The following is a 21,580-nucleotide window of genomic DNA, read 5'->3' as shown; positions in this document are numbered from 1 at the left end:
CCACGCCATGTGGACGTCGCTGCGGCCCATCGGCCGCAGCGACGCCTCGGGCGGATACCGCCGCTACGCCTGGACCGGCGCCGACGCCGACTGCCGCCTCTGGTTCCGGATGCAGGCCGAGGCCCGCCGCCTCGACGTCGAGACCGACCGCAACGGCAACCAGTGGGCCTGGCTCGGCGACCCCACCGCCGGCGACGCCGTCGTCACCGGCTCCCACCTCGACTCCGTCCCCGACGGCGGCGCCTTCGACGGCCCCCTCGGCGTCGTCTCCGCCTTCGCCGCGCTCGACGAACTCCGCGCCCGCGGCGTCTCCTTCCGGCGCCCCCTCGCCATCGTCAACTTCGGCGACGAGGAAGGCGCCCGCTTCGGCCTCGCCTGCGTCGGCTCCCGCCTCACCTCCGGACAGCTGACCCGGGAGAAGGCCTTCGAGCTGCGCGACGCCGACGGCGTCAGCCTGCCCCAGGCGATGGAGGCGGCCGGCCACGACCCGGCGGGCATCGGCCCGGACCCGGAGCGGCTCGCCCGCATCGGCGCCTTCGTCGAACTCCACGTCGAGCAGGGCCGCGCCCTCGACCTGTCCGGCGACCCCGTCGGCATCGCCTCCGCCATCTGGCCGCACGGCCGCTGGCGGTACGACTTCCACGGCGAGGCCAACCACGCCGGTACCACCCGGCTCGTCGACCGGCACGACCCGATGCTGCCGTACGCCGAGACCGTCCTCGCCGCCCGCGAGCAGGCCGAACTCGCGGGCGCCGTCGCCACCTTCGGCAAGATCGCGGTCGAGCCCAACGGCGTCAACGCCATCCCCTCCCTCGTCCGCGGCTGGCTCGACGCCCGCGCCGCCGACCAGGAGTCCCTGGACACCGTCGTCGCCGGCATCGAGACCGCCGCCCGCGCCCACGCCGCCCGCCAGGGCGTCGACCTCGCCGTCGTCCGCGAGTCCTTCACCCCGATCGTGGAGTTCGGACACGCGCTGCGCGACGAGATCGGCCGCATCCTCGGCGAGGCGTCCGCCGACGGCGTCAAGGTCCCCGTCCTCGGCACCGGCGCCGGACACGACGCGGGTATTTTGTCCGCCTCCATCCCGACCGCCATGCTGTTCGTGCGCAACCCCACCGGCGTCTCGCACTCCCCGGCCGAGTCCGCCGCCGAGGACGACTGCCTCGCCGGAGTCCGCGCACTCGCCGACGTACTGGAGGGCCTCGCGTGCCGGTGACCACCCCCACCCCTGCCACCTACTGGCTGGAACACGCCTGGACCGACCCCGTCGTCGAGTCCGGCGTCCTCCTGGAGGTCGCGGACGGGCGGATCACCGACGTCCGGACGGGGGCGGCCACGCCCCCGCCCGGCGCGGAGGTGCTGCGCGGACTGACGATCCCCGGCCTCGCCAACGCCCACAGCCACGCCTTCCACCGGGCCCTGCGCGGCACCGTCCAGGTCGGCTCCGGAACCTTCTGGACCTGGCGCGAGGTCATGTACGGCGTCGCCGGGCGGCTCACCCCCGACAGCTACTTCGCCCTCGCCCGCGCCGTGTACGCGGAGATGGCGCTCGCCGGCATCACGGCCGTCGGCGAATTCCACTACCTCCACCACGCCCCCGGCGGCACCCCCTACGCCGACCCCAACGCCATGGGCGAGGCCCTGATCGCCGCCGCCGGCGAGGCCGGCATCCGCATCACCCTCCTCGACACCGCGTACCTCTCCTCCGGCTTCGGCGCGGCCCCCGAACCGCACCAGCTGCGCTTCTCCGACGGCACGGCGGACGCCTGGGCCGAGCGCGCGTCGGCGCTCAAGGAGCGCGAGGGCGCACGGATCGGCGCCGCCATCCACTCCGTACGCGCCGTCCCGGCCGACCAGCTCGCCACCGTCGCCCGCTGGGCCGAGGACCGCCACGCTCCCCTGCACGTCCACCTCTCCGAGCAGACCGCCGAGAACGACGCCTGCCAGGCGGCCCACGGCCGCACCCCCACCCAGCTCCTCGCCGACCACGGCGTCCTCGGCGCGCGGACCACCGGCGTCCACAACACCCACCTGACCGACGGCGACATCGCGCTGATCGGCGGGTCCGCCACCGGCACCTGCATGTGCCCCACCACCGAACGCGACCTCGCCGACGGCATCGGCCCCGCCGCCGCCCTCCAGCGCGCCGGCTCCCCCCTCTCGCTGGGCAGCGACAGCCACGCCGTCGTCGACCTCCTCGAAGAGGCGCGCGCCATGGAACTGAACGAGCGTCTGCGCACCCGCACCCGCGGTCACTGGACGGCGGCCGCGCTGCTGCGCGCCGCCACCGCCGACGGCCATGCGGCCCTCGGCTGGACCGACGCCGGCCGCCTCGAAGCGGGCGCCCTCGCCGACTTCACGACGATCGCCCTCGACACGGTCAGGACAGCGGGGCCACCGCCGCGTCTGGCAGCCGAGACGGCGGTATTCGCAGCGTCCGCGGCGGACGTACGGCACACGGTCGTCGGTGGACGTACGGTCGTCCGGGACGGGGTCCACGCGACCGTCCCCGACGCGGCCGGAGCCCTCGCGGACTCGATCGCCGCCCTGCGCGGCTGAAGGAGACACCCCACATGAACACCGGCCCCGCGGCGACGAACAGCCCGGCGGCGACCCCCGCCCCCACGAGCGCGAACAGCGCCGTGGCGACGACCGCCACCGCCATCGTCAACATCGCCAGCCTCGTCACCAACGACCCCTCCCTCGGTGATGGAACCCCCCTGGGCCTGATCCAGGACGCGGCCGTCGTCATCGACGGCGACCGTGTCGTCTGGGTCGGTGAATCCAGCAAAGCACCCGCCACTGACAACCGGGTCGACGCCGCCGGCCGGGCCGTGATCCCCGGCTTCGTCGACTCCCACTCCCACCTCGTCTTCGCGGGCGACCGGACCGCCGAGTTCCACGCCCGGATGTCCGGCCAGCCCTACAAGGCCGGCGGCATCCGCACCACCGTCGCCGCCACCCGCGCCGCGACCGACGCCGAACTCTCCGCCAACGTCGCCCACTACATGGCGGAGGCCCTGCGCCAGGGCACCACCACCTTCGAGACCAAGTCCGGCTACGGCCTCACCGTCGAGGACGAGGCCCGCGCCCTGCGCATCGCCGCCGAGCACACCGACGAGGTCACCTACCTCGGCGCGCACATCGTGTCCCCCGACTACGCCGACGACCCCGCCGCGTACGTCGACCTCGTCACCGGCCCGATGCTGGACGCCTGCGCCCCGCACGCCCGCTGGATCGACGTCTTCTGCGAGAAGGGCGCCTTCGACGGCGACCAGGCCCGCGCGATCCTGACGGCCGGCCAGGCGAAGGGCCTCGCGGCCCGGATCCACGCCAACCAGCTTTCGTACGGCCCCGGTGTCCAGCTCGCCGTCGAACTCGGCGCCGCCAGCGCCGACCACTGCACCCATCTCACGGACGCCGACGTCGACGCGCTCGCCTCCGGCGACACGGTCGCCACCCTGCTGCCGGGCGCCGAGTTCTCCACGCGCGCGCAGTGGCCCGACGCGCGGCGCCTGGTGGACGCGGGCGTGACCGTCGCCCTGTCCACCGACTGCAACCCCGGCTCCTCCTTCACCTCCTCCGTCCCCTTCTGTATCGCCCTCGCCGTCCGCGACATGCGCATGACCCCCGACGAGGCCCTCTGGTCCGCCACCGCGGGCGGCGCCGCCGCGCTGCGCCGTACCGACATCGGCCGCGTCGCCGTCGGCGCCCGCGCCGATCTCGTCCTCCTCGACGCCCCCTCCCACGTCCACCTCGCCTACCGGCCGGGCGTCCCGCTGGTCGCCCAGGTCTGGCGCACGGGTGTACGAGTGGCCTGACCAGGCCCTACGTTGGCGCGCATGAAGATCACCCCGCGCCAGTTCCGCGAGTCCCCCGGCACCGAGGACTGGCGGGTCCTCGGCGAAGGAGCCTGTGCCCGTTTCCGCACCGGCTCCTTCGCCGCCGGCGCCCGCTTCGCCGCCGCCCTCGCGGACCTGCCCGAACTCGCGGACCACGCACCCGACGTGGACCTGCGCCCCGACGCCGTGACGGTCCGCCTGGTCACGGTGACGGACACGCTCTACGGCCTGACGGAGGGCGACCCGGCCCGGGCCCGCGCCGTCTCGGCCCTGGCGCGCACCCTGGACCTGACCGCCGAACCCGCCGCCCTCACCGCCGTTCAGGTCACCGTCGACGCCCTGTCGATCCCGGCCGTCACCCCGTTCTGGCGCGCCCTCCTCGGCTACGACCACCGCGCGGGCAGCCCCGAGGACCTCATCGACCCCGCCCGCCGCAACGCCGCCTTCTACTTTCAGCCGATGGACGCCCCACGCCCGCAGCGCAACCGCCTCCACGTCGACGTCTGGATCCCGTACGACGAGGCCGACACCCGCATCAAGGCCGCCCTCGCCGCCGGCGGCACCCTGGTCACCGACACGTACGCCCCCTCCCACTGGGTCCTCGCGGACCCGGAGGGCAACGAGGCGTGCGTGGGCACGCTCTGATTTCGCCTCAGGCCATCCACAGCCCGCAGCGCCGGTGCCGGGCGGGCGGGACGTCCACGTCGTCCGCGGCCTCGGGGCCGGACGCGGAGTTCACCAGCCCGACGACGGCCCCGACCCGCGCCCGCAGCAGCTGCCGCGCACGCCGCTCCTCCACCGCCGCCCAGCATCCGACGGACGCATCCCGCTGGTAGCGCGGGAACGCGTACACGGCCACCGCCCGCCGCACCCGCCGCGGCACCGCCCGCCGCCCCTCCCGCCCGGCGGCGGCGCGCTCGCCCGCCTCGTACCGGAGGTCGTACAGCACCACGGCATGCCACGGACCGCCGGGACGCCAACGGTCCTCGGCGGCAGGGGCGTAGGAGGTACGGGTGTGATGAGCGGTGCGCGACATCGAGACTCCTCGGCAGCGACCGCCGGGCCGTTCCCGGCGGGCTACCGGAAGCCGAGGGGCCCGCGCGCCCGAAGCCGTCCGCTTCTCATCCCCGCGATTCTCGCCGCGCCGTGCCTGCCCGGTCCAGAGCGGGGAAAGGCGCTGGCAGGACGGGTGCGCGGCATGTGAGGGTGGCCGCATGGGGCATTCACGGGCCTATCCCGTCTACCGGACCACCGACGAAGAAGCCGCCTACGACCGGGCGAAGGAACTGAGCGCGGGACTGGAGCTGATCGAGGACGAGATATGGGTCGACGCGGTGCTCGCGGACCCGGAGCGGCTGCTCCGGGTGGCGGAGGCGGTGCCGGACCTGGCGTTCGAGGGGAGTGACCAGGAGGAGTACGACCCCTGGGGCGAGCCCGAGCCGGACCGGTTCCCGGTGTGGGCGTGGTCGGAGGAGGCGCCGGAGGACGCGGACCTGCCGTTCCTGGCGGCGGCCGGGGACGCCCCGGCCATGCTGGGCCGGCGCGGACGCTGGCCCGGTCCGGACGGCAGCGTCCAGTACGACGGGGTGCAGGTGGTGTTCCACCACGACGACCTCGAACTGGACCCCCCGGACCGCCGCACCGAGACCCACACCGTCTTCCTCCACGTCCACAAGCATTGCCCACCGGCCCGCGTCCGCGAACTGGCCGCCCGCGCAGGCCTGGACGTCCTGGGCGAGGCGCGGACTGGCTGGTAGGTCCGGGACCGGCGGTCAGCCGACCGTCGCCACCAGGTCCGCCGCCGCCTCCACGCCCGCCCGCTCCTCCGCCGTGAGGTGCGGGTCCGCCGCGCGGAAGGCGGTCGCGGCCGCGAGGTGGGGGACGGGGAAGCCGTGGTCGGCGAGGTCGCGCATGACGCGCGCCTCGCGTTCCGCGTCGCCGCCGTCGCGGTGGCGGCGCAGGACCCATTCCTCGTGCGGCGCCGGGAGCGCGTACACGTCGGCGGACCGTCCCGTCCCCAGCAGGGAGGTTACGGTGTCGTGCTCCGGTGATCTTGTCACTCGTCGAGCGTAAGTCCCCTGCGTAGGCGTGCCAATGTCCGCGAGAGCAGCCGCGAGACGTGCATCTGGGAGATGCCCAGTTCTTCGCCGATCTCGGATTGGGTGAGGCCGGCGGTGAAGCGCAGGGAGAGGATGCGGCGTTCGCGGAACGGCAGCGAGGCGATCATGGGCTTCAGCGACTCGACATACTCGATGCCCTCGATGCCGTGGTCCTCGTACCCCAGGCGGTCCGCGAGCGTCGCGCCGTCGGACTCGGTCTCCTCGGGCGGGGCGTCGAGCGAGCTGGCCGTGTACGCGTTGGCGGCGGCCATGCCCTCGACGATCTCCTCGGGGGGCAGGCCCAGCTCTCGGGCGAGCTCGTCGACGGTGGGCGACCGGTCGAGGCGCTGGGCCAGCTCGTCGCCGGCCTTGGCGAGGTCGAGGCGGAGTTCCTGGAGTCTGCGCGGGACGTGCACCGACCACGAGGTGTCGCGGAAGAACCGCTTGATCTCGCCGATGATCGTCGGCATCGCGAAGGTGGGGAACTCGACGTTGCGGGCCAGTTCGAAGCGGTCGATCGCCTTGATCAGGCCGATGGTGCCGACCTGGACGATGTCCTCCATCGGTTCACTGCGGGTGCGGAACCGGGAGGCGGCGAACTTGACCAGGGCCAGGTTGAGTTCGATCAGGGTGTTGCGGACGTACGCGTACTCGTGGGTGCCCTCCTCCAGTTGGCCGAGGCGGGCGAAGAGGGTCTTCGACAGCGCGCGCGCGTCATGCGGCGCGATCTCGTCGACGGGCGGAATCGGCGGGAGATCGGCGAGTTCCGTGACGTCGAGCCGGGGGGACATGGTCTCCTCCAATGTGGTCTTTTGCTGCGGTTTGCGGCGCCTCCGAAGCCGGCCGTGTCGAATGTGTTCTTCTAGCCCTACCCAATCGACGGTGAAGGTCGCAAGTGGCAATTGTCTGTTTAGGGATGGTTTGAGGCGGAGCGCATGTGCGCCGGGAGAGCCCGGACTTGTATGGTTCGACGCATGTACCGCCAGCACATCGGCAGCGCACCCGGGCGGTTCCGGGTCGACGTCCGGACCGTGGGGGCGAGCGAGGTCCTCACCCCGGTGGGTGAGCTCGATCACCACACCGCCGAACTGTTGCGTACGCCACTCGATCAGGCCCTCGACGAAGGCCGGGTACGCCTCGTACTCGACTGCTCACAGCTTGAGTTCTGCGACTCCACCGGGCTGAACGTCCTGCTCGGCGCCCGGCTGAGAGCCGAGGCCGCGGGCGGCGGGGTCCATCTCGCGGCGATGCGGCCCACGGTGGCCCGGGTCTTCGAGATCACCGGGGCGGACGCCGTCTTCACCCTGCACGACACGATCGAATCCGCCCTCCCCGGCTGAGCCGGGCCCGCTCCCGGTGCCGGGTCCGCTCCCGGCCCCGGACCTCGCCCCCTCCGGGCCGGGGACGGTGACCCCGTTCCGCGCGTCCTGCCCCGCCCCCTCGTCCTCGTTTCGCTGAATCGGTGAGGTGAAGCACTGATGGAGACTGCCTCCGGCGACCCCGACGTCCGCCGGCTCGCGCTCGGGTCGACCCCCGGCACCGTGCCGCTCGCCCGTGACTTCACCCGGTCGGCGCTCCACGACTGGGGCTGGCTCCCGGCCGCCACCGCCGACCGCCGGGCCGCCGCCGAGGACGTCCTGCTCGTCGTCTCCGAACTGGTCACCAACGCCTGCCTGCACGCCGAGGGCCCGGAGAGCCTGTGCGTGCTGCGCCTCGCCGACGTGCTGCGCCTGGAGGTCGTCGACCGCGGCGCGGGCCAGCCCGCGCCCCGTACCCCGCACCGGGCCGGACGGCCGGGCGGACACGGCATGTTCATCGTGCAGCGCCTCTGCCGCGCCTGGGGTATCGAGCGCACGCCGGGCACTCCCGGCAAGACCGTCTGGGCGGAACTCGCCGCGCCCGCGTAGGGCGCGCGCTTTCCCTTTCCTCCTTCTCCCATCGCTCCGCCTCCCTTCCCTCCTCGACGCCGTGGGCGTACCTTGACGGCCCATCTGATACTCCGTCAGGAATCGTGCGGTGAGGGGTGCTTGTGGTGCCGAACCGGAGGAGAACGGCGGGCGCGCCGAAGGTGGCGAGGTCATCGGCGGCGCGGGCGGCCGCGGCGGCGGTGGCGATGGCGGCCGGCTCGGCCGTGCTGCTGGCGGCCCCGGCCGCCCACGCCGCCGTCGTCGACGTGAACTACGCCTGCGAGACGAAGATCGGTCCCAAGAGCGCGGTCTCGCCCGTCGGCGTCACGGCCGAGAAGAACGGCGACACGTACACGGTCACGATGTCCTTCGACAAAGGCGTCTCCGACAGCCCCGTCGAGCTGCCGAAGGGCGTCATGACCCCGCGCGCCGAACTCGTCGTCGGCGGCGCCGACAGTGGCAAGGTCCAGGTCAAGGGCGAGCCCAACACCGAGGCGATCCCGCCCCAAACCCCCATCAAAATAGGGAAACTGACAGGGACGTACACCCCGAAGAAGAGCGGCAGGGTCACCTTCACCGCCGGCACCCTCACCGTCCACGCGCTCGGCATGGACGCCGCCGTCTGCAAGCCGTCCAACGGCCCGAAGCCCTCCCTGGAACTGGACGTCACGGCCGCCGCGGGCGGCTCCGGCGGGAGTACGGGGTCCGGGGACGGCTCCTCCGGCGGCGGTACGGGGTCGGGCGGCGGCGGCCGGCTGCCGAAGACCGGTCCTCTCGACTCGGCCGTCGCGCTCGGCACCCTCGGCGGCACGGTGCTGCTGACCGGCGCGGCCGGGGTGCTCTGGCTCACCCGGCGCCCGTCGCGGCCCACGGCGCGCTGATGACGGCGGCACGGGCGCTGCGGGCGGGGCGGGCGGCACGGGTCGTACGAGCGGGGGTACGCGCCGGGCTCGGGGCCCTCGCGCTCCCCGCCCTCCTCGCCGCCGCCCCCGGCCCCGCGCCCGCGATCGGGCCCGGCCCCGCGTCCGTCGCCGCTCCCGGCCCCGCATCCGGCGGTGGCTGGAGCGCGGCGCCCGCCGCCGGCCGCCCGTACGTCTATCTGGAGGGCGCGGCCGGCAGCGTCCTCACGGACACGCTGTCCGTCACCAACCCCACCACCGCCCCGCTCACCGTCCGCCTCACCGGCGACGCCGCTCCGGCCCCGGTCACCTTCGCCGCCCGCACGGTGACCGTCCCCGCCCGGACCCGCGCGGACGTGCCGTTCACCGTCACCGTCGGCGCGGGCACCCCGCCCGGCGACCACCGCGGCGCGTTACGGGCCGAGGCCGCCGCCCGGACCGCCGCCGCCCGCACCACCGTCGTCCCGCTCCACCTGCGGGTCAGCGGCCCGCGGCTGGCCGCGCTCACCGTCGAGGACGTCCGCGTGGACCGCTCCGGCACCGTCCGCTACACCCTGGTCAACCGGGGCACGACCACCCTCGCACCGCGCCTCGCCGTCCGCGCCGACGGCGTCCTCGGCACCGTCCTCGACCGCCCCGAACGCCCGCTCCCGCTCACCCTGCGCCCCGGCGAGCGCGCCACCCGCACCGAACCGTGGCCCGACCCGCCCGCCCTCGACGCGGTCACCGTCCGGCTGACGGCCGCCGCTCCCGGCGCCCCGCCCGCGACCGCCCGCGCGGCCGCGTCCTTCGCCTCCGCGCCGGGGATCGCCGCCGCCACGGCCGCGCTCCTCGCGGGGGCGGGCGCGGTCACGTACACGGCGTACGCGCTACGGAGGAGGAAGCGATGACCCGCCCCCGTACGACCGTGCTCACGGCACTCCTGTTCGCCCTGCTCGCGGCGCTGACCGCCGGGCCGTCCGCCGCCGCCCGGGCCGCCGAGCCGCCCGCCGTCGTGCTCTCGCAGAAGGAGGGCGGCAAGGGCGGCACCCTCACCATCAGCGGCTCCGGCTGGCAGCCCGGCGCGCTGCTCATGCTGCTGATCTGCGGCCAGGGGGAGCCCGGCAAGGGGGTCATCGGCGGCACGAACTCCTGCGCCAACACCGACGGCCGGGCCGCCACCGTCGACGCCCGGGGCGCCTTCAGCTCCCGGCTGCCCGTCGCCGAACCGCCCAAGCCCTGCCCCTGCGTGGTTCACGTCGCCGTCGTCACCAGCCCCCGGGGCGCGGCCGCCGGGACGGACACGGTGGACGTCGCGTTCACCGTCGCCGGGCATCCGACCGCCCCGCTGCCCGCGGCCACCGGCGACGGCCGGCTCGCGGTGCTCACCTCCGCCCGGCTCGAAGGCTCCAGCGGCGTCCTCGTGTGGTTCGGCGCGCCCGCCCGCCGCGAGGTGGTCGTGACGGTCGGCAACCTCGGCCAGAACGCCGTCAAGGACCCCGTCTTCGAGGTCGGCAGCCGGCACGGGGTCCTCTCGCCGCAGTACGAGGAACAGCAGTGGCGCGGCACGATCCAGCCCGGCCGCAAGGCCCTCGTGAAACTGCCCGTCGAACTGACGGCGGGCGCCCACGGCGACTACCGGGTGTCCGTCCGGTACGGCGGGAAGGTGCTGGTCGAGCAGCCGTGGGCGGTCGGCCGGCCGTGGGGCGTCACGCTCTTCTGGCTGCTGCTCGCGCTCGTGGTCCCGGCCGCCCTGTTCCGTATCGGCATGGCGGTCGTCGACCGGGTCCGCCCGCCGGACGCCCGCGCCCCGGCCCGCCGCCGTCACCCCCGGCGCGGCGGGACCCCGGCCCCCGCCCCTGACCCCGGGCCGCGGCCGGCCTCGGCGGACGCGCCGACCGCCGTCCTGCCGTGGTTCACCCCCGACTCCGCACCGTCAGACAACAGCCCGACGACGAAGGGACGGTCGTGAGGACGACACGCACGACGACACGGAGGATCGGCGCGGCCGGCGTCGCGATGATGCTCGGCGGCGCGGGGATCCTGCTGGCCGCCGGGCCCGCCGCCGCGGCGGAGGTCTCGTATCGGACGGAGTGCATCCCGCCCGCCATCTCCGGCCTGCCACCCGTGCAGGGCACGACGACGGTGCGGCTCACCGCGCCCGCGGAGGCCAAGGTCGGCGACGAGGTGGAGGTGGTGTGGAAGACGGTCGCCGCCGCCTCCAAGAACCCCGACTTCCTCGACCTGGGGAAGGACACCGTCCAGCCCAGCGGGGTGGTCAAGCTCGGCGGCGCGGCGAGCGGCACGCTGACGATGACCGGCCCCCGGCAGAACCCGCCCATCCCGAAGAGCAGCCCGATGATCCTCTCCGACATGAAGGGCACGCTGAAGCTGACGGCGCCGGGCGAGATCACGCTGACGCCCGACGCGTACACCGTCAACGTCATGTCGACCGACACGAAGTGCGCGCCGAAGGAGACCGTCGCCGCCGGCGCCACGATCAAGGTGACGGCCGGCGGGGGCGGTACGACGGCCTCGGGCGGTACGACGAGCGGCGGGGGGACGACGTCCGGGGGCGGTACGGCGGCCTCCGGCGGGTCTGCCTCCGGCGGGTCTGCCACCGGCGGGTCCTCCGGCTCGTCCGGCACCACGGGCACCACGTCGAGCACGGGCGGCACCAGCGGCACGGGCGGCTCGTCCAGTGGCTCCTCCGGCTCGTCCGGCACCGCGTCGAGCACCGGCGGCTCAGGCACCTCGGGCGGCGGCAGCACCGGCGGCTCCGGCGGCCGGACCGACTTCCCCGGCAAGGAAGTCGCGGTGAACTTCGCCTGCCAGGCCCCCGGCCCCTCCTCCATCTCCTCCAAGGTGACGATCGGCGCCAAGAAGAACGGCGGCTCCTACGCCCTCACCGTCAAGACCGCCAAGGGCGTCATGAACAGCCCCGCCGCCCTCCCCAAGGACGCCCTCAAGCCCTCCATGGACATCCGTCTCGGGGGCGCCGACTCCGGTTCGGTGAAGGTCACCGGGCCCGGCAACCCGGCCCCGCTGGAGGCGGGCAAGCCGGTCGACCTGACCGACATGACCGGGACGTACACGCCCGGCGCGACCGGCAAGACCACCCTGACGCCCGGGAAGCTCACCATCAGCGTCTCGCTCGGCGGCACGCCGATCGTGATCCCGTGCGAGGTCAAGGGCTCGGCCCAGGCGTCCCTGACCCTGGACACCGAGAAGCAGGCCGGAGGCGCCTCCGGCGGCTCGGGCACCTCCGGCGGCTCGGGCACCACCGGAGGAGGCAGCGGCGGCGGTCTCGCCGAGACCGGCGCCGCCGACCACGGCACCCTGCGCGCGCTCGCCCTCGTCGCCGGCACGGTGATCCTGCTCGGCGGCGCGGTGTTCACCTTCACCCCGTGGGCCCGGCTGCGCCGCTGAAGCGGCCGGCAGCGGGGAAACGGCGGAGGGCCGCCGCACCGAATCGGTGCGACGGCCCTCCGTATGCCGTACGTCCATGGGTACGTGCGTCAGTGCACGTCGCCCATCAGCGTCTGGACCTTGTTGCGGTACATGTAGATCGCGATACCGGCCACGACGGCCAGCGACGCCTGCATGGCGATGATCCCGATGCCGTTCAGGCTCACACCGGCCAGCGAGAGCAGACCCGTGGTGCAGTCACCGGCGGTGACGGCGAGGAACCAGACACCCATCATCTGGGAGGCGTACTTCTTCGGCGCCATCTTCGTGGTGACGGAGAGGCCGACCGGGGAGAGGCACAGCTCACCGATGGTCTGGATCATGTAGATCGAGACCAGCCAGAGCGGGGTGACCTTGGTGCCGTCGCTCGCCATGTTCATCGGGACGATGAAGATGAAGAAGGAGGCGCCGACCAGGACCAGACCCATCGAGAACTTCACGATGGTGTTCGGTTCCTGGTTCTTGCGGGCCAGCCACAGCCACAGCCAGGCGAAGACCGGCGCGAGGCTCATCACGAACAGCGGGTTCAGCGACTGGTACCAGGTGGCCGGGAAGCCCAGGCCGAAGACGGTGCCGGAGGTCTTGCCGTCGGCGAACAGCGACAGGGTCGAGCCACCCTGGTCGTAGATCATCCAGAAGACGGCGGCGGCGACGAAGAACCAGATGTAACCGGTCATCTTCGACTGCTCGGTCTTGTCGAGGTCCTTGTCGCGCTTGATGCGGACGAGGACGGCGACCGGGATGATCAGACCGGCGAGGGTGATCGGGACGAGCGCCCAGTTCAGGGTGTACATGCCCATGCCGATGACGACGCCGTAGAAGACGGCGGCGACGACCACGACCAGGGCGGCCTTGACCAGGAGGCTCTTGCGCTCGGCCGGGGCGAGCGGGTTCGGGACGACGCTGCTCTGCGCGCTGAGGTGCTTGGTGCCGAAGAGGAACTGCACCAGGCCGATGCCCATGCCGGCCGCGGCGAGGAGGAAGCCGAGGTGCCAGTTGACCTTCTCGCCGACGGTGCCGACGATGAACGGCGCGATGAAGGCACCCAGGTTGATGCCGATGTAGAAGAGCGTGAAGCCACCGTCACGGCGCGGGTCGTCCGGGCCGTCGTAGAGGTGGCCGACCATCGTCGAGATGTTGGCCTTGAGCAGACCGGAACCGATGGCGACCAGCGCGAGACCGGCGAAGAACGCGGCCTGACCCGGCAGGGCAAGGGAGCCGTGGCCCGCCATGATGACGAAACCGGCGATGGCGACCGTCTTGCGGGCGCCCCAGACACGGTCGCCGAACCAGCCACCGGGCATGGCCATCAGGTAGACCATCGACACGTACACGGAGTAGATCGCCGTGGCCGTGGCGGCCGTCATGGCGAGTCCGCCGCCCTGGCTGCCCGTGGCGGCCTCGGCGCCACCGGAGACCAGGTACAGGACGAGAAGGGCCCGCATGCCGTAGTAGGAGAAGCGCTCCCACATCTCGGTCATGAAGAGAGTGGCCAGGCCGCGAGGGTGGCCGAAGAAGGTCTTCTCGGAACCAGGGGTTCCGGTGGAAGCCTTCGTCAGGCTGGACGCCATGTCGATCCTTGCTCTGTCGGGACGCGCGCTTGGTGAGCGGGTTGCGCCCGGTGGGGGAGGCCGGCACCGGCGGGAACGCGGTCGCGCTCCACCGGGATCCACGCCCTCGACGCGTCATCGCGCCAGGACCCGGCCCACAGGTCGTTCACTGTTCCCAGGACTCAAAACCGCGGACGGCGGCCTTGTGCAGAAAGAGACCCTTGGCTCGCCAACGCGGCCAAAGGTCCCGGATTACCGCAAGAGAACTCTCGCCACCATACGACACGACACTGCCGGATATGGAAGGACTTGAGAGATGGATCACAGGCGTCCGGGGAACCGAATGCCCGCGATCGAAGGCGTTCGGCAGCTTACGGGTCAAGATCCACAGGGTCTCCCGCGGCCCTTCGGATCGCGCCACGGCAGCGGTGTCCCGCGGACTACCATCGCCTCATGACCCGTGTACTGCTCGCCGAGGACGACGCCTCCATTTCGGAACCGCTGGCCCGCGCCCTTCGGCGCGAGGGATACGAGGTCGAAGTGCGGGAGGACGGCCCCACCGCCCTCGACGCCGGACTGCGGGGCGGGGTCGACCTGGTCGTGCTCGACCTCGGGCTGCCCGGCATGGACGGCCTGGAGGTGGCCCGCCGGCTGCGCGCCGAGGGGCACACCGTGCCGATCCTGGTGCTCACCGCCCGCGCCGACGAGGTCGACACCGTGGTGGGCCTCGACGCCGGCGCCGACGACTACGTGACGAAGCCCTTCCGGCTCGCCGAGCTCCTCGCCCGCGTCCGGGCCCTGCTCCGCCGCGGCGCCACCGAGCCGGCCGCCGCGCCGACCACCCACGGCGTACGGATCGACGTCGAGTCGCACCGCGCCTGGATGGGCGACGAGGAGCTGCAGCTCACCGCCAAGGAGTTCGACCTGCTGCGCGTCCTGGTCCGCGACGCGGGCCGGGTGGTCACCCGCGACCAGCTGATGCGCGAGGTCTGGGACACCACGTGGTGGTCCTCCACCAAGACCCTCGACATGCACATCTCCTGGCTCCGCAAGAAGCTCGGCGACGACGCGGCCAACCCGCGCTACATCGCCACGGTGCGGGGCGTCGGCTTCCGCTTCGAGAAGAACTAGGGCCCGCAGGGCCCGCAGAGCCGCCAGAGCCGCCGAAGAACGCGGGAACGCGAGAACGAGAGAACGTCACCGGGTGCGCCGCCGTCTGATCAACTCCACGCTCGCCGTGGTCCTCGTCGTCATCGCCGTCTTCGGCGGCTCCCTCGTCTTCGTCGAGTCCCGGACCATCACCGCCGGCGCCCAGGAGAGCGTGGACGCCGAGGCGCTGCGGATCGTGTCGATCGTCGACAGCCGGCTGATCGGCGGCGAGCCGGTCACCCCGACGATCCTCGCCGAACAGAGCGGCGCCAAGCGGTACGCCCGCGTCTCCATCCCCGGCCGTGACGCGATCGAGCTCGGCACCCGCCCCACCGGCAGCGTCCTGCGCGGCCACGCCGAGGGCGAGCGCGGCGAGACCGTGGTGGTCGAGGAGGCCCGCTCCGCGATCACCGCCGAGGTCGTCCGCACCTCCCTGACCACCGGCGGAGTGGCGCTGCTGTGCGTCGTCGCGGCCATCCTGCTCGCCGTACGCCAGGCCAACCGGCTCGTCTCGCCGCTCACCGACCTCGCCGAGACCGCCGAACGTCTCGGCTCCGGCGACCCGCGCCCCCGCCACAAGCGGTACGGGGTGCCCGAGCTGGACCGGGTCGCGGATGTCCTCGACGCCTCCGCCGAGCGGATCGCGCGCATGCTCACCGCCGAGCGCCGGCTCGCCGCCGACGCCTCCCACCAGCTCCGTACGCCCCTGACCGCCCTCTCCATGCGCCTGGAGGAGGTCGCCGTGGCCGACGATCTGGAGACGGTCCGGGAAGAGGCCACGATCGCGCTCACGCAGGTCGAGCGGCTCACGGACGTCGTGGAGCGGCTGCTGACCAACGCGCGCGACCCGCGCACCGGCTCCGCCGTCGCCTTCGACCTCGACGAGGTGATCAAGCAGCAGATCGAGGAGTGGCGGCCCGCCTACCGCAGCGCCGGGCGGGCCATCGTGCACTCCGGCAAGCAGGGCATGCGCGCCGTCGGCACCCCGGGCGCGGTCGCCCAGGTGCTCGCCGCGCTGATCGAGAACTCGCTCATGCACGGCGGCGGCACGGTCGCCCTGCGCACCCGCGTCACCGGCAACCAGTCCGTGATCGAGGTGACCGACGAGGGCCAGGGCGTCCCCGCCGACCTCGGGGCGCGGATCTTCGAGCGGGCGGTCAGCGGGCGCAGCTCCACGGGCATCGGCCTCGCGGTCGCCCGGGACCTCGCGGAGGCGGACGGCGGCCGGCTCGAACTGCTCCAGCAGCAGCCGCCGGTCTTCGCGCTCTTCCTGAGCCGTGAGGTGCGCAGCCGTACGGAGCCGGAGCGCCCGGTCCGCTGACGCGGTACGGCTTCGGATCAGACCCGGTCGGGCTGCTTGCGGGTGGCCTGGCGCGGGGTCTTCTCCAGCAGGGCCTCGGCGGTACGCACCGCCCGCTCGGCCTCGGTCTTCCCGGTCCTCTCCACCGGCAGGGCCTTGAACACCCAGCTGCGGTACGACCAGAAGCGGAACAGCGTCCCGACGCCGATGCCGAAGAACTTGAAGAAGTTGCTCTGGAGCGGGGTGTCCCAGCCCGCGCCGTACGTCGCCGCGTACAGGACACCGTTCTCGATGACCAGGCCGATCGCGCTGAACAGCAGGAACAGCGTCATCTCGCGGGTGCGGCCGGACTTGTCGCGGTCGCGGTACGTGAAGTAGCGGAACCCCACGTAATTGAAGAGGATGGCCACGATGGTGGCGATCAGACTGGCCCGCACCACCGGCAGGCCGGTGTAGTGCCGCACCAGGTTGAAGACGGCCAGATTCACCAGCACGCCGAGGCCGCCGACCACGCCGAACTTGGCGACCTCGCGGGCGAGGCGCTCGACGCGCGGACGCAGTGTGCCGGGTTCACTCATCGTGAGGGCTCTGTCCTGTCCGTTCGGGTGCGTGCGGTCGCGTTCGGGGCTGTGCGGGTTCCTGCGGGTGAAGCCGCCGTAAGAAGGCGACGACCACGCCATGCTAACCACCCGTACGGCCGCCCGCGCCCGATGCTCGCGATCCGTGCCCGACCCCACTCCCGCTGTGACAAAACACAGCCGGAGACGGCTCCGGAACTTGTGCGGATACCCTAAGAGGGTGACGTTCCCGGTAGTCGGCATGGTCGGTGGCGGTCAGCTCGCCCGTATGACCCACGAGGCGGGCATCCCCCTCGGCCTGAAGTTCAAGCTCCTCAGTGACACCCCGCAGGACTCGGCGGCCCAGGTGGTGAGCGAGGTCGTCGTCGGCGACTATCGCGACCTGGACACGCTGCGTGACTTCGCGCGCGGTTGTGACGTGATCACCTTCGACCACGAGCACGTGCCCGCGGAGCACCTCGCGGCCCTGGAGGCGGACGGCGTCGTCGTCCGGCCCGGCCGCGCGGCCCTCGCGCACGCCCAGGACAAGGGGGTGATGCGGGCCAGGCTCGACGCGATCGGCGCCCCGAGCCCGCGCCACCGCATCGTGGCCGACCCGGCCGACGCGGCGGCCTTCGCCGCCGAGGGCGACGGGTTCCCGATCATCCTCAAGACCGTGCGCGGCGGTTACGACGGCAAGGGTGTCTGGTTCGTACGAAAGGCTGAGGACGCACATGACGCGTTCCTGGCCGGCGTGCCCGTCCTCGCGGAGGAGAAGGTCGACTTCGCGCGCGAACTGGCCGCGAACATCGTCCGCTCGCCGCACGGCCAGGCCGTGGCGTACCCGGTCGTCGAGTCCCGACAGGTCGACGGCGTCTGCGACACCGTGATCGCGCCCGCGCCCGGGCTCTCCGAGGAGCTGTCCGGCCAGGCGCAGGAGCTGGCGCTGCGCATAGCCAAGGAACTCGACGTCGTCGGCCACCTCGCGGTCGAGCTCTTCGAGACCCGCGACGGCCGCATCCTCGTCAACGAGCTGGCCATGCGCCCCCACAACTCCGGCCACTGGACCCAGGACGGCGCGGTCACCTCGCAGTTCGCCAACCACGTCCGCGCCGTGCTCGACCTCCCGCTCGGCGACCCGCGCCCGCGCGCGAAGTGGACCGTGATGAGCAACGTGCTCGGCGGCGACTTCCCCGACATGTACGCGGCGTACCTGCACTGCATGGCCCGCGACCCCCAGCTCAAGATCCACATGTACGGCAAGGACGTGAAGCCCGGCCGCAAGGTCGGTCACGTCAACACCTACGGCGACGACCTGGACGACGTGCTGGAGCGCGCCCGTCACGCCGCCGACTACCTGCGAGGGACGATCGTTGAGTAACACGCCCGCCGGACACCCGCTCGTCGGCATCGTCATGGGCTCCGACTCGGACTGGCCCGTGATGGAGGCCGCCGCCGAGGCCCTCGACGAGTTCGAGATCGCGTACGAGGTCGACGTCGTCTCCGCGCACCGGATGCCGCGCGAGATGATCGCGTACGGCGAGGAGGCCGCAGGCCGCGGCCTCAAGGCGGTCATCGCGGGCGCCGGCGGCGCGGCCCACCTGCCGGGCATGCTCGCCTCGGTCACCCCGCTGCCCGTCATCGGCGTGCCCGTCCCGCTGAAGTACCTCGACGGCATGGACTCGCTGCTCTCCATCGTGCAGATGCCGGCCGGCGTCCCCGTCGCCACCGTCTCCGTCGGCGGCGCCCGCAACGCGGGCCTGCTCGCCGCCCGGATCCTCGCCGCGCACGACCCCGCGCTGCAGACCCGGATGACCGAGTTCCAGAAGAAGCTCAACGACCAGGCGACGGAGAAGGGCAAGCGGCTCCGTCAGAAGGTCGAGGGCTCCGCCTCCTTCGGATTCGCCCGATGAGCGCCGCGGAGACCGACGGCACCCCGGGCGCCGCCGCCCCCGGTGTGACCGAGGCCGCGTCCGCCCGCCTCGCCGAGGCCCTGGAACTGCTCGCCGAGGCCCCCGTCGTCGACGGTCACAACGACCTCCCGTGGGCGCTGCGCGAGCACTGCGGCTACGACCTCGACAAGCTCGACATCGCCGGCGACCAGCGCGGCGCGCTGCACACCGACCTCGCCCGGCTGCGGGCCGGCGGCGTCGGCGCCCAGTTCTGGTCCGTGTACGTGCCGGGCCGGCTGGCCGGCGACCACGCCGTGAGCGCCACCCTGGAGCAGATCGACGCCGTCGACCAGCTCCTCGCCCGCTACGGCAGCGAGCTGGCGCCCGCGCTCACCGCCGACGACATGGAAGCGGCCCGCGCCGACGGCCGGATCGCCTCCCTCAAGGGCGCCGAGGGCGGCCACTCGATCAACAACTCCCTCGCCACCCTGCGCGCGCTGCACACCCTGGGCGTGCGCTACATGACGCTCACCCACAACGAGAACAACGACTGGGCGGACTCGGCCACCGACACGCCCCGGCACGGCGGACTCACCGCCTTCGGCCGCGAGGTCGTCCGCGAGATGAACCGCACCGGCATGCTGGTCGACCTCTCGCACGTCGCCGCGACGACGATGCGGGACGCCATCGACACCTCCGCCGCGCCGGTGATCTTCTCGCACTCCTCGTCCCGCGCGATCTGCGACCACCCGCGCAACATCCCGGACGACGTCCTGGAGCGGCTGCCCGGCAATGGTGGCGTGGCCATGGCGACGTTCGTCCCGAAGTTCATCCTGCCCGCCGCCGTGGAGTGGACCGCCCGCGCCGACGACAACATGCGCGCCCACGGCCTGCACCACCTCGACACCACCGCCGACGCGATGGCGGTCCACCGCGCCTTCGAGGCGGAGAACCCGCGCCCGATCGCCACCCCGGCCACGGTCGCCGACCACCTCGACCACATGCGCGAGGTCGCCGGCGTCGACCACATCGGCATCGGCGGCGACTTCGACGGCACCGCCTTCACCCCGGCCGGCCTGGACGACGTCGCGGGCTACCCGAACCTGATCGCGGAGCTCCTCACCCGCGGCTGGTCGCCCGCCGACCTCGCCAAGCTGACCTGGTCCAACGCGGTCCGCGTACTGCGCGACGCTGAGGCCGTGGCCCGCGACCGGCAGAGCCGGCAGGGCCCGTCGGTGGCGACGATCGCCTCGCTCGCCTGAGGCCGTACGACCGTCACGCGAGAAGGGGCCCGGTCCCGTACGGATTTCCCCGTACGGGACCGGGCCCCTCACGCATGCTCCGGCGGGTCAGGCGGTCGGCCGGCCCATCGCCCGGTACGTCCAGCCGGCCTCGCGCCAGCGGACCGGGTCGAGGGCGTTGCGCCCGTCGAGGATGACCGGCGACGCGACGACGCCGGCCAGCTCGGCCGGGTCGAGCGCGTCGCGGAACTCGCGCCACTCCGTGAGGTGCAGCACCACGTCCGCGCCGCGTACGGCGTCGAGCGCCGAGTCGGCGTACCCGAGGGTGGGGAAGACCTGGCGGGCGTTCGGCATGCCCTTCGGGTCGTACACGGTGACCTGGCCGCCCTGGAGGTGTATCTGACCGGCCACGTTCAGCGCGGGCGAGTCGCGGACGTCGTCCGAGTCGGGCTTGAAGGTCGCGCCGAGCACGGCGACCCGCTTGCCGAGGAAGCCGCCGCCGAGCGCCTCGCGGGCCATCTCGACCATGGACGCGCGGCGCCGCATGTTGATGGAGTCGATCTCGCGCAGGAAGGTCAGCGCCTGGTCGGCGCCCAGCTCGCCCGCGCGGGCCATGAAGGCGCGGATGTCCTTGGGCAGGCAGCCGCCGCCGAAGCCGATGCCGGCCCGCAGGAACTTGGAGCCGATCCGCTCGTCGTAGCCGATGGCCTCCGCCAGCCGGGCCACGTCGCCGCCGCCCGCCTCGCAGACCTCCGCCATCGCGTTGATGAAGGAGATCTTGGTGGCGAGGAAGGAGTTGGCGGCGGTCTTCACCAGCTCGGAGGTCGGGTAGTCGGTCAGCACCAGCGGCGAGCCCTCGGCCAGCGGTGTCGCGTACACCTCGCGCAGCACCTTCTCGGCGGTCTCGCCGGCCGGGCCCTCGGGGACGCCGACGACGATGCGGTCCGGGTGCAGGGTGTCCTGTACGGCGAAGCCCTCGCGCAGGAACTCCGGGTTCCAGGCCAGCGCGACCCCCTCGGGCAGCAGCCCGACCAGCCGCCGGGCCGAGCCGACCGGCACGGTCGACTTGCCGACGACCAGGGCGTCACCGCGGACGACCTTCGCCAGCGAGGTGAAGGCGCTGTCGACGTACGACATGTCGCACGCGTACTCGCCGTGCTTCTGCGGCGTGTTCACGCACACGAAGTGGACGTCGCCGTCGAACGCCCCGAGCTCGTCCCAGGAGGTGGTGAAGCGCAGCCGGCCGGTCGATCCCCCGATCGTGTCGACATGCCGGGCGAGCAGTTCCTCAAGCCCCGGCTCGTACATCGGGACGCGCCCGGCCGCGAGCATCTCGATCTTCGCGGGGGCGACGTCGAGGCCCAGGACGTCGAAGCCCAGCTCCGCCATGGCCGCGGCGTGCGTGGCGCCGAGGTAGCCGGTGCCGATCACGGTGATCTTGAGGGCCATGCGGACTCCAGTGAGGTCGGGCGGAATGCCTGCCCGAGCATAGTCGGGGTGGCGCGGGGGCCTGGATCGGGACCGGATCTCGCCCTACCCTTTCGGTTACTCAGTGGTAGATAACAAGCGTGGGAGAGTGTCACGGTGGCTGGATCCGCTGATTTCGACCTGTATCGCCTGTCCGAGGAGCACGAGATGCTCCGGGAGACGGTCCGTTCGCTGGCGGAGGCGAAGATCGCTCCGTTCGCCGCCGCGGT

Annotated in this window: 22 protein-coding genes; 16 read left to right on the top strand and 6 right to left on the bottom strand. The window is 73.0% G+C overall.

The features are described 5' to 3' along the window. Positions 1-7 precede the first annotated feature (7 nt). The 4 genes from ABZ693_RS25550 to ABZ693_RS25535 are packed head-to-tail and all read left to right on the top strand — an operon-like array spanning position 8 to position 4,487. Entirely contained in the window at positions 8-1,216 is a 1,209-nt protein-coding gene (locus ABZ693_RS25550) for an allantoate amidohydrolase (RefSeq protein WP_359881638.1), read from the top strand. Further along, positions 1,207-2,559, top strand: coding sequence for a formimidoylglutamate deiminase (locus ABZ693_RS25545; protein WP_359881533.1), 1,353 nt, complete (start codon positions 1,207-1,209; stop codon positions 2,557-2,559). Before ABZ693_RS25550 ends, ABZ693_RS25545 begins: the two co-directional genes overlap by 10 nt. 14 nt (positions 2,560-2,573) lie before the next feature. After that, positions 2,574-3,821, top strand: a complete 1,248-nt coding sequence (gene hutI / locus ABZ693_RS25540) for an imidazolonepropionase (protein WP_359881530.1) — start codon at positions 2,574-2,576, stop codon at positions 3,819-3,821. A 21-nt stretch (positions 3,822-3,842) separates the two neighbouring features. Further along, positions 3,843-4,487, top strand: a complete 645-nt coding sequence (locus tag ABZ693_RS25535) for a 4a-hydroxytetrahydrobiopterin dehydratase family protein (RefSeq protein WP_359881527.1) — start codon at positions 3,843-3,845, stop codon at positions 4,485-4,487. Between the two features lie 7 nt (positions 4,488-4,494). Here ABZ693_RS25535 and ABZ693_RS25530 read toward each other — a convergent pair whose 3' ends face one another. Beyond that, positions 4,495-4,878, bottom strand: coding sequence for a hypothetical protein (locus ABZ693_RS25530; protein ID WP_359881524.1), 384 nt, complete (start codon positions 4,876-4,878; stop codon positions 4,495-4,497). Positions 4,879-5,056: 178 nt separating this feature from the next. On the opposite strand from ABZ693_RS25530, the gene ABZ693_RS25525 reads away from it, so the two are divergent. Continuing rightward, positions 5,057-5,599 (top strand): hypothetical protein, encoded by a 543-nt coding sequence (locus tag ABZ693_RS25525; protein WP_359881521.1) that lies wholly within the window; start codon positions 5,057-5,059, stop codon positions 5,597-5,599. 15 nt (positions 5,600-5,614) lie between these two features. Here ABZ693_RS25525 and ABZ693_RS25520 read toward each other — a convergent pair whose 3' ends face one another. After that, entirely contained in the window at positions 5,615-5,902 is a 288-nt protein-coding gene (locus ABZ693_RS25520; RefSeq protein WP_359881518.1) for a phosphotransferase, read from the bottom strand. After that, positions 5,899-6,732 carry an RNA polymerase sigma factor SigF gene (locus ABZ693_RS25515; RefSeq protein WP_359881515.1) on the bottom strand — a complete coding sequence of 278 codons (834 nt, stop codon included), beginning with the start codon at positions 6,730-6,732 and terminating at the stop codon, positions 5,899-5,901. The genes ABZ693_RS25520 and ABZ693_RS25515 overlap by 4 nt, the downstream gene beginning before the upstream one ends. A 183-nt stretch (positions 6,733-6,915) precedes the next feature. Between ABZ693_RS25515 and ABZ693_RS25510 the strand changes: the two genes are divergently transcribed. The 6 genes from ABZ693_RS25510 to ABZ693_RS25485 all read left to right on the top strand — a co-directional run bounded on the left by ABZ693_RS25510 (position 6,916) and on the right by ABZ693_RS25485 (position 12,155). Next, a complete protein-coding gene (locus ABZ693_RS25510; protein ID WP_359881513.1) occupies positions 6,916-7,281 on the top strand; it encodes an STAS domain-containing protein in 366 nt (121 codons plus the stop codon). Between the two features lie 138 nt (positions 7,282-7,419). After that, a complete protein-coding gene (locus tag ABZ693_RS25505) occupies positions 7,420-7,848 on the top strand; it encodes an ATP-binding protein (protein ID WP_359881511.1) in 429 nt (142 codons plus the stop codon). 206 nt (positions 7,849-8,054) lie between these two features. Next, positions 8,055-8,729 (top strand): peptidase, encoded by a 675-nt coding sequence (locus ABZ693_RS25500; protein ID WP_359881635.1) that lies wholly within the window; start codon positions 8,055-8,057, stop codon positions 8,727-8,729. Continuing rightward, the gene (locus ABZ693_RS25495; protein WP_359881508.1) at positions 8,729-9,637 is read left to right on the top strand and encodes a COG1361 family protein; all 909 of its coding nucleotides are present in this window, start codon (positions 8,729-8,731) and stop codon (positions 9,635-9,637) included. The genes ABZ693_RS25500 and ABZ693_RS25495 overlap by 1 nt, the downstream gene beginning before the upstream one ends. Next, on the top strand, positions 9,634-10,698 hold the full coding sequence (locus tag ABZ693_RS25490; RefSeq protein ID WP_359881506.1) for a hypothetical protein: 1,065 nt from the start codon (positions 9,634-9,636) through the stop codon (positions 10,696-10,698). Before ABZ693_RS25495 ends, ABZ693_RS25490 begins: the two co-directional genes overlap by 4 nt. A 47-nt stretch (positions 10,699-10,745) precedes the next feature. Further along, entirely contained in the window at positions 10,746-12,155 is a 1,410-nt protein-coding gene (locus ABZ693_RS25485) for a hypothetical protein (RefSeq protein ID WP_435842537.1), read from the top strand. 89 nt (positions 12,156-12,244) lie between these two features. Here ABZ693_RS25485 and ABZ693_RS25480 read toward each other — a convergent pair whose 3' ends face one another. Next, a complete protein-coding gene (locus tag ABZ693_RS25480; RefSeq protein WP_359881503.1) occupies positions 12,245-13,765 on the bottom strand; it encodes a peptide MFS transporter in 1,521 nt (506 codons plus the stop codon). A 432-nt stretch (positions 13,766-14,197) separates the two neighbouring features. Between ABZ693_RS25480 and ABZ693_RS25475 the strand changes: the two genes are divergently transcribed. Both ABZ693_RS25475 and ABZ693_RS25470 read left to right on the top strand, forming a co-directional pair. Continuing rightward, a complete protein-coding gene (locus ABZ693_RS25475) occupies positions 14,198-14,875 on the top strand; it encodes a response regulator transcription factor (RefSeq protein WP_359881500.1) in 678 nt (225 codons plus the stop codon). 73 nt (positions 14,876-14,948) lie between these two features. Continuing rightward, positions 14,949-16,214, top strand: a complete 1,266-nt coding sequence (locus ABZ693_RS25470) for a sensor histidine kinase (RefSeq protein WP_359881497.1) — start codon at positions 14,949-14,951, stop codon at positions 16,212-16,214. 17 nt (positions 16,215-16,231) lie between these two features. Here the strand turns inward: ABZ693_RS25470 and ABZ693_RS25465 are convergent, their stop codons facing one another. Next, positions 16,232-16,771 carry a GtrA family protein gene (locus tag ABZ693_RS25465; protein WP_359881494.1) on the bottom strand — a complete coding sequence of 180 codons (540 nt, stop codon included), beginning with the start codon at positions 16,769-16,771 and terminating at the stop codon, positions 16,232-16,234. A gap of 100 nt (positions 16,772-16,871) precedes the next feature. Between ABZ693_RS25465 and ABZ693_RS25460 the strand changes: the two genes are divergently transcribed. Genes ABZ693_RS25460 through ABZ693_RS25450 form a run of 3 tightly spaced genes read left to right on the top strand, consistent with a single transcriptional unit; the run spans position 16,872 to position 19,904 of the window. After that, entirely contained in the window at positions 16,872-18,131 is a 1,260-nt protein-coding gene (locus ABZ693_RS25460; protein ID WP_435842534.1) for a 5-(carboxyamino)imidazole ribonucleotide synthase, read from the top strand. A gap of 34 nt (positions 18,132-18,165) precedes the next feature. Beyond that, the gene (gene purE, locus ABZ693_RS25455) at positions 18,166-18,663 is read left to right on the top strand and encodes a 5-(carboxyamino)imidazole ribonucleotide mutase (protein ID WP_359881628.1); all 498 of its coding nucleotides are present in this window, start codon (positions 18,166-18,168) and stop codon (positions 18,661-18,663) included. Further along, complete coding sequence (locus tag ABZ693_RS25450) at positions 18,660-19,904, top strand: dipeptidase (protein ID WP_359881491.1); 1,245 nt, start codon at positions 18,660-18,662, stop codon at positions 19,902-19,904. Before purE ends, ABZ693_RS25450 begins: the two co-directional genes overlap by 4 nt. Positions 19,905-19,991: 87 nt before the next feature. Here the strand turns inward: ABZ693_RS25450 and ABZ693_RS25445 are convergent, their stop codons facing one another. Next, positions 19,992-21,332: a UDP-glucose dehydrogenase family protein gene (locus tag ABZ693_RS25445; protein WP_359881488.1), complete on the bottom strand. Its 1,341-nt coding sequence runs from the start codon at positions 21,330-21,332 to the stop codon at positions 19,992-19,994. Between the last annotated feature and the right edge of the window lie 248 nt (positions 21,333-21,580).

The organism is Streptomyces laurentii (assembly GCF_040635425.1).
Classification (GTDB): Bacteria; Actinomycetota; Actinomycetes; order Streptomycetales; family Streptomycetaceae; genus Streptomyces; species Streptomyces laurentii.
This window is presented reverse-complemented; position numbering and strand designations above follow the sequence as displayed.

Bases quoted from the DNA above. Each gene is read 5' to 3' on its own strand.
- ABZ693_RS25550 (WP_359881638.1), top strand. From the start codon at position 8: ATGTGGACGTCGCTGCGGCCCATCGGCCGCAGCGACGCCTCGGGCGGA.
- hutI (WP_359881530.1), top strand. From the start codon at position 2,574: ATGAACACCGGCCCCGCGGCGACGAACAGCCCGGCGGCGACCCCCGCC.
- ABZ693_RS25535 (WP_359881527.1), top strand. From the start codon at position 3,843: ATGAAGATCACCCCGCGCCAGTTCCGCGAGTCCCCCGGCACCGAGGAC.
- ABZ693_RS25530 (WP_359881524.1), bottom strand. From the start codon at position 4,878: ATGTCGCGCACCGCTCATCACACCCGTACCTCCTACGCCCCTGCCGCC.
- ABZ693_RS25525 (WP_359881521.1), top strand. From the start codon at position 5,057: ATGGGGCATTCACGGGCCTATCCCGTCTACCGGACCACCGACGAAGAA.
- ABZ693_RS25515 (WP_359881515.1), bottom strand. From the start codon at position 6,732: ATGTCCCCCCGGCTCGACGTCACGGAACTCGCCGATCTCCCGCCGATT.
- ABZ693_RS25510 (WP_359881513.1), top strand. From the start codon at position 6,916: ATGTACCGCCAGCACATCGGCAGCGCACCCGGGCGGTTCCGGGTCGAC.
- ABZ693_RS25505 (WP_359881511.1), top strand. From the start codon at position 7,420: ATGGAGACTGCCTCCGGCGACCCCGACGTCCGCCGGCTCGCGCTCGGG.
- ABZ693_RS25500 (WP_359881635.1), top strand. From the start codon at position 8,055: ATGGCGGCCGGCTCGGCCGTGCTGCTGGCGGCCCCGGCCGCCCACGCC.
- ABZ693_RS25495 (WP_359881508.1), top strand. From the start codon at position 8,729: ATGACGGCGGCACGGGCGCTGCGGGCGGGGCGGGCGGCACGGGTCGTA.
- ABZ693_RS25490 (WP_359881506.1), top strand. From the start codon at position 9,634: ATGACCCGCCCCCGTACGACCGTGCTCACGGCACTCCTGTTCGCCCTG.
- ABZ693_RS25485 (WP_435842537.1), top strand. From the start codon at position 10,746: ATGATGCTCGGCGGCGCGGGGATCCTGCTGGCCGCCGGGCCCGCCGCC.
- ABZ693_RS25480 (WP_359881503.1), bottom strand. From the start codon at position 13,765: ATGGCGTCCAGCCTGACGAAGGCTTCCACCGGAACCCCTGGTTCCGAG.
- ABZ693_RS25475 (WP_359881500.1), top strand. From the start codon at position 14,198: ATGACCCGTGTACTGCTCGCCGAGGACGACGCCTCCATTTCGGAACCG.
- ABZ693_RS25465 (WP_359881494.1), bottom strand. From the start codon at position 16,771: ATGAGTGAACCCGGCACACTGCGTCCGCGCGTCGAGCGCCTCGCCCGC.
- ABZ693_RS25460 (WP_435842534.1), top strand. From the start codon at position 16,872: ATGCTAACCACCCGTACGGCCGCCCGCGCCCGATGCTCGCGATCCGTG.
- purE (WP_359881628.1), top strand. From the start codon at position 18,166: ATGGGCTCCGACTCGGACTGGCCCGTGATGGAGGCCGCCGCCGAGGCC.
- ABZ693_RS25450 (WP_359881491.1), top strand. From the start codon at position 18,660: ATGAGCGCCGCGGAGACCGACGGCACCCCGGGCGCCGCCGCCCCCGGT.
- ABZ693_RS25445 (WP_359881488.1), bottom strand. From the start codon at position 21,332: ATGGCCCTCAAGATCACCGTGATCGGCACCGGCTACCTCGGCGCCACG.